The following is a 5557-nucleotide window of genomic DNA, read 5'->3' on the forward strand; positions in this document are numbered from 1 at the left end:
GCCGAGGCCAGCGGTACCGCTCGCGCCGGGCGTTGCGTCCACGTCAGCGGCGCCTGCGGTGGATGGCGCCCCGGACGACGCGCCTGCCGGCGCGCCGGCGCGGTTGGCGGCGCCCGCAGGCGCTGGCAAGTGTTCCTTGTCGATCAAGGTCTGAATCGCGCTGACGCCTGCTACAAGCCCGCCATACCAGTCGCTCTGGCGGAAATGCGGCGCAATCACATCCTGCAAAACGCGTTTGGATTGTGCGTCGGTCAGGGAGCCCTGCACGCCGCGACCCGACTCAATACGCAAGCGGCGCAAGGACGAAGGATTGTCCTTGGCGACCAGCAGCAGCACGCCATCAGCAATACCCTTGCGCCCCAGCTTCCAGGCCTCGGCCACGCGGATGCTGTACTGCTCAATCGCCTCCGGCGCAGTGCTGGATACCAGCAGCACCGCAATCTGGCTGCCCGAGCGCGCTTCGTAATCGGCCAGCACACCCTCCAGCGCGCTGCGCTGCTGGGTGGTCAGCATGCCTATCTGGTCGGTAACGCGTGCGGAGTAGGGCGGCACGGCGACGAAGCCGTCCGAACCAACGGCAGCGCGGGCAAGAGACACGGCCAGCAGCAGAAACAGTACAACCACAATCGCCAGCATCATCCGTGCAATCGGCGAGCGCAAGGGGCCGCCGCCGCGTAAGGACGCCAGCACCTGCGCGCGCCGCGAGCGCCGCCAGGCGTTGCGGTCGCGGCGTGAACTGCTGCGATCCAGCAGGGGATCGGTCAGTGCCTCGGCTTCGCGCTCCTCAGCCTTGCCTCCCCCTCGCGCACGCCAGCTCGCGCGCGCATCGGATGGATCGCGGTCAGGAGGAGAGGGCGAAGTCGCCATGACGAAAACTCCTTACTTCTTGCCGAAGTCCACAGTCGGTGCAGTCGAGATGGACTTCTCATTCTCAACCTGGAAGCTCGGCTTGATGTCGTAACCGAACATCTTGGCCGTCAGATTATTGGGGAAGCGCCGCGCGAAGGTGTTGTAGTCCTGGACCGCTGCAATATAGCGCTGCCGTGCCACCGTGATGCGATTTTCCGTGCCCTCAAGCTGGGACTGCAGATCGCGGAAGCTGGTATCCGCCTTCAGGTCCGGATAGCGCTCCGACACGGCCATGAGCCGCGACAGGGCCGACGTCAGTTCGCCTTGCGCCTGCTGGAACTTCTGGAAAGCCGCGGGATTGTTCAGCACTTCCGGCGTCACCTGAATGCTGGTGGCCTGGGCGCGCGCCTTGGTCACCGCCTCCAGCGTTTCGCGCTCGTGYGTGGCATAGCCTTTGACCGTGTTGACGAGATTGGGAATCAGGTCGGCCCGGCGCTGGTACTGATTGACCACCTCGCCCCAGGCGGCCTTCACCGATTCGTCCTTGCCCTGGAATTCGTTATAGCCGCAACCCGACAGTGCTACCGCCAGCAGGGCTGCCACAAGCCACTGAAAGATACGCATGGTCGCTCCCGAAGTTTTATTATCGGAATATACACGCAAAGCAGGGTTCGCCGGTGTGCGGTGAGGCACATAGCGTGCAAGCTATAATGTAGGGTTTGCGTAAAAAAATTAAAGGGCTAGCCATGACATTCATCCAAAAACTGACCGCCGCCTGGGAAACCAATCATTCGCTGCTGTGTGTCGGACTCGATCCCGACATGGCCCGCCTGCCTGCCCAGTTCCAGAACGATCCGAACGGAATTTACAAGTTCTGCACCGAGATCATCGACGCCACTGCCGATCTGGCCTGCGCCTTCAAGCCGCAGATCGCCTACTTCGCGGCACTCAGCGCCGAGCGCCAGCTGGAAGAGATCTGCGCTTATGCGCGTGAGAACTACCCGCACATCCCACTGATCCTGGACTCCAAGCGCGGCGACATCGGCGCCACCGCCAAGCAGTACGCACGCGAAGCTTACGATCGCTACGGCGCGGATGCCGTGACCGTCAGCCCTTACATGGGTTCCGACTCGGTTGAGCCTTATATGGAATGGACGGACCGCGGCGTGATCGTGCTGTGCCGCACCTCGAATCCGGGTGGTTCGGATCTGCAGTTCCTGCAGGTGGATGGCAAGCCGCTGTATCAGCACGTGGCGCGTCTGGTGGCCGAAAAATGGAATGCGAACGGCCAGTGTGCGCTGGTCGTCGGCGCGACCTTCCCGGAAGAGCTGGCGCAGGTACGCGCGATTGTGGGCGATATGCCGCTGCTGGTGCCGGGCGTCGGCGCGCAGGGCGGCGATGTGGAAGCGACCGTGAAGTCGGGCCGCACGGCCAATGGCACGGGGATGATGATTAACTCGTCCCGCGCGATTTTGTACGCGCCGCAGCAGGCGGGTGAGGATTTTGCCGCTGCCGCGCGCCGCGTCGCACAGGAAACTCGCGACGCAATCAACCAGTACCGATAGTGCTGCGAGCGGCGGATCGATGATCCGCCCTACGCGTCGTTTCGAAGCCTGGTAGGGCGGGTCATTCGACCCGCCGTGCCCTTAGTAGCGCTCCGGCGCGATCATTTCGACGTAGTCGTACAGCGCGGCCAGGATTTGTTCACCGCGCTCGTCGGCTTCCCCTTGCAGCTGGTCGATCTCTGCAAACAGATCATCCACCGTGCGCGCACCGCCCGCGCCATCGTACAGGCGTGCGGCGCGATGCTCTTCCCAGTGCTGCATTTCCTCTTCTGTGAGCGTTTGCGGGAAATTGCGTGCGCGGTAGCGGAACAGCAGCTCGCCTAAACGCTCATCCGAGAAATGCGGCGAAGCCGTAGCCAGCTTGGCCGGTGGCTCGCGGCGCAGCGATTCCAGCAAACGGCGGTCGCCATTGCCGACAAAGCCGCCGTACAGGTCCTCATCCACATCCGCCGGCTCGCCGGCAGGACGATGGAACACTTCTTCCCAGATCGCCGTCATATCGCGTCCCGCGGCGGCATAGCGCGCGTATTCGTGTCCCAGTTCCAGATCGATGCCCCAGCGCTGCGCCATTTCCGGACGCAGCGTCTTTAGGTTGGACACCAGCATTGGCGACTTGTTGAGGTGAATGCTCTTGATCGGCAAGCGCGTCATGCCTTCAGGCAGCGCTTCGGCACGGGTGAACAGGCGGGTGCGGATGGTGTCGGCATCCAGCTCGAACAGCTCGCGCGGATCGTAAGTGCAATCCCACACCAGCAGCTCGTTCTTGTTGGTCGGATGTCCCGCCAGCGGCCACACCAGGGCCAGGCAGCCGCGCTCGGCCGGGAACATGCCGGATACGTGCAGGAAAGGCTGGCGCAGCGCCGGCGCCACGTGCATGCCGATCTCGTCGGCCACGCGTTCTTTCTTGTGCAGCGCCAGGCAGAAATCGAACAGACGCGGATTTTTCTGGCGGATCAGGCGGGCCAGCGCAATGGTGGCGCGCACGTCCGACAGCGCATCGTGCGCCGCTTCGTGCACCAGACCGTTAGCCTTGGTCAGGTGTTCAAGCTTGAAGCTTGGTTTGCCGTTATCATGGGTAGGCCACTCGATGCCTTCGGGGCGCAGGGCGTAAGTCATCCGTACCACGTCCAGCAAGTCCCAGCGGCCGCACTGGTTTTGCCATTCGCGGGCGTAAGGATCGATCAGGTTGCGCCAGAAAAGGAAGCGCGTGACTTCATCGTCGAAGCGGATCGTGTTGTAACCGACGCCAATGGTGCYGGGCTCGGAAAAGGCTTTCTCGATGGTGGCCGCAAACTGATGTTCGGGCACACCTTGCTCCAGGCACTGCTGGGGCGTGATGCCGGTGATCAGGCAGGCGACCGGGTCCGGCAGGAAGTCGTTGGCGGGCTGACAGAACAGCATGATCGGCTCGCCAATTTCGTTCAGTTCCGCGTCGGTGCGGATGGCGGCGAACTGGGCTGGACGGTCGCGGCGCGGAACGGCGCCAAAGGTTTCATAGTCGTGCCAAAGGAAGGTGTGGTTACTCATGGTGCGGTGAAGAATTCTCGTTACCGAATGCTGAGGCAAGGAGGTTATTGTGTCAAATCCAGTTTCCCTCAATACGCGCACGACGCCCGCTCAGACCAATACGGATACCCAGGTCAACACGGCGCAAAAGGCGAAGATGCAGCTGAATGTGTCGATCTTGCAGCAATCGGCCTCGATCTCCCTGAATTCTTCCAGCGATCCGCTGTCGCTGGTGTACAAGTCGGCGATCAATAGCATCAACGAGCAGCTGCAATCCGATTTCGGACCGGATGCGATTCAAAACGCCATGGGGCAGGACAATACGCCGGATGGCACGGCGGGGCGTATTGTGTCGATGACAACCGCTTTCTTCAGCGCGTTCAAGGACCAGCACCCCGGCATGGAAGGCGACGAAGCGCTCAGCAAGTTCATGGATACCATCAAGAGCGGCGTGGAAAAAGGCTTCAGCGAGGCGCGCGATATTCTCAAAGGCTTGAATGTGCTGGGCGGGGATATCGCGTCGAATATCGACAAGACCTATGACCTGGTCATGAAGGGCTTCGACGATTTCGCCAAAGCGCAGACACCGTCAACCGACAATGCATAAAGCCGGCGGGTCAATGACCCGCCCTACGCGCACTGCGGTCGCGGGGTCCGTCATGGGCCGCCGTGGACCGCGACGCGGTTGCGGCCGGCTTCCTTGGCGCGGTAGAGCGCTGCGTCCGCATTGGCGATCAGCGCATGATCGTCCTGCCCGTTCTCCAGGCTCGCCACCCCAAATGAGGCCGTGATATGCGGCAGCGGCAAGCGCATGTCGCGGAACACGATCGCCCTCTGCATGCGTTCGCACAGGCGCTCGGCAACGGAAATAGCGACATTCTCCGGCGTATCCGGCAGCACCACCATCATCTCCTCGCCACCGTAGCGCACCGCATAATCCGTGGGACGCAGCGCGCCGCTCAGCACGCCCGCAGCGGTGCGAAGCGCCTGATCGCCCTGCAAGTGCCCGTGCGAATCGTTGAAGCGCTTGAAGTGGTCGATATCCAGCATGATCAGCGACAGCGGCGATTGCGTGTCGTGCGCCGTGGCGATCAGGCTGGGCAGCAGGTCGTTGAGCCAGGCGCGGTTGTAAAGACTGGTGAGGCCATCCACCATCGACAGCTGGCGATAGAACTCCCCCAGTTTCTGGCGCCGCCGCAACTGGGCATTGGCGGCGCGGATGCGGAAGGACAGCATGCGCAGCAGATTGCGCGCCACGCCATTGCAGGAATCGATCAACTGCCACACCAGATCCGCTTCCAGCAGCAACAGTTCGCTGGGCTCCAGCGCGGTGATGTGCTGCAGACTGGCTTCCTCGTCCAGCACCGACTGCTCGCCCACGCTTTCACCCGGCAGGACCTTGCTGACGGTGCCATCGTTCATGCCGGTGCGCGTGTCGGCAGCGACCGTGAGCGCGCCGCGCAGCACGATGTAGAGCCGCGCGCGCTGCGGATCGGATACGGTTTCGCCTTCCTCGACCTGCATGACAGGGCAGCCCGCCAGCAGGGGCAAGACCTCGGCTTCGTCCGTGTCGCGGAAGAGCTGCAGGTCGCGGATCGTATGGGAAGAGGCGCCGAAGTTGCTGATCAGTTTCAAGA

General features: G+C 62.6%; 6 protein-coding genes. 2 read left to right on the plus strand and 4 right to left on the minus strand.

Annotation, left to right across the window (positions count from 1 at the left end):
* Both AB4Z11_RS21195 and AB4Z11_RS21200 read right to left on the minus strand, forming a co-directional pair.
* A partial coding sequence (locus tag AB4Z11_RS21195; protein WP_442027493.1) for a TPM domain-containing protein occupies positions 1-636 on the minus strand: 636 nt, incomplete at its 3' end.
* Between the two features lie 243 nt (positions 637-879).
* Complete coding sequence (locus tag AB4Z11_RS21200) at positions 880-1473, minus strand: LemA family protein (protein WP_442027486.1); 594 nt, start codon at positions 1471-1473, stop codon at positions 880-882.
* A 122-nt stretch (positions 1474-1595) separates the two neighbouring features.
* Here AB4Z11_RS21200 and pyrF point away from each other — a divergent pair, with 122 nt between their 5' ends.
* The gene (gene pyrF / locus AB4Z11_RS21205; RefSeq protein WP_442027488.1) at positions 1596-2414 is read left to right on the plus strand and encodes an orotidine-5'-phosphate decarboxylase; all 819 of its coding nucleotides are present in this window, start codon (positions 1596-1598) and stop codon (positions 2412-2414) included.
* Positions 2415-2495: 81 nt separating this feature from the next.
* Here the strand turns inward: pyrF and sbcB are convergent, their stop codons facing one another.
* Positions 2496-3941 (minus strand): exodeoxyribonuclease I, encoded by a 1446-nt coding sequence (gene sbcB / locus AB4Z11_RS21210; protein WP_442027489.1) that lies wholly within the window; start codon positions 3939-3941, stop codon positions 2496-2498.
* A 49-nt stretch (positions 3942-3990) separates the two neighbouring features.
* On the opposite strand from sbcB, the gene AB4Z11_RS21215 reads away from it, so the two are divergent.
* The gene (locus AB4Z11_RS21215) at positions 3991-4527 is read left to right on the plus strand and encodes a DUF5610 domain-containing protein (protein ID WP_442027491.1); all 537 of its coding nucleotides are present in this window, start codon (positions 3991-3993) and stop codon (positions 4525-4527) included.
* A gap of 50 nt (positions 4528-4577) precedes the next feature.
* Here the strand turns inward: AB4Z11_RS21215 and AB4Z11_RS21220 are convergent, their stop codons facing one another.
* Positions 4578-5555, minus strand: coding sequence for a diguanylate cyclase (locus AB4Z11_RS21220; RefSeq protein WP_442027492.1), 978 nt, complete (start codon positions 5553-5555; stop codon positions 4578-4580).
* Positions 5556-5557 lie beyond the last annotated feature (2 nt).

Origin of the sequence: Pseudoduganella sp. RAF53_2 (assembly GCF_052113985.1) — a bacterium.
Lineage (GTDB): Bacteria > Pseudomonadota > Gammaproteobacteria > Burkholderiales > Burkholderiaceae_D > Rugamonas.

Coding starts and splice junctions, on each gene's coding strand:
- pyrF (WP_442027488.1), top strand. CDS start 1,596: ATGACATTCATCCAAAAACTGACCGCCGCCTGGGAAACCAATCATTCG.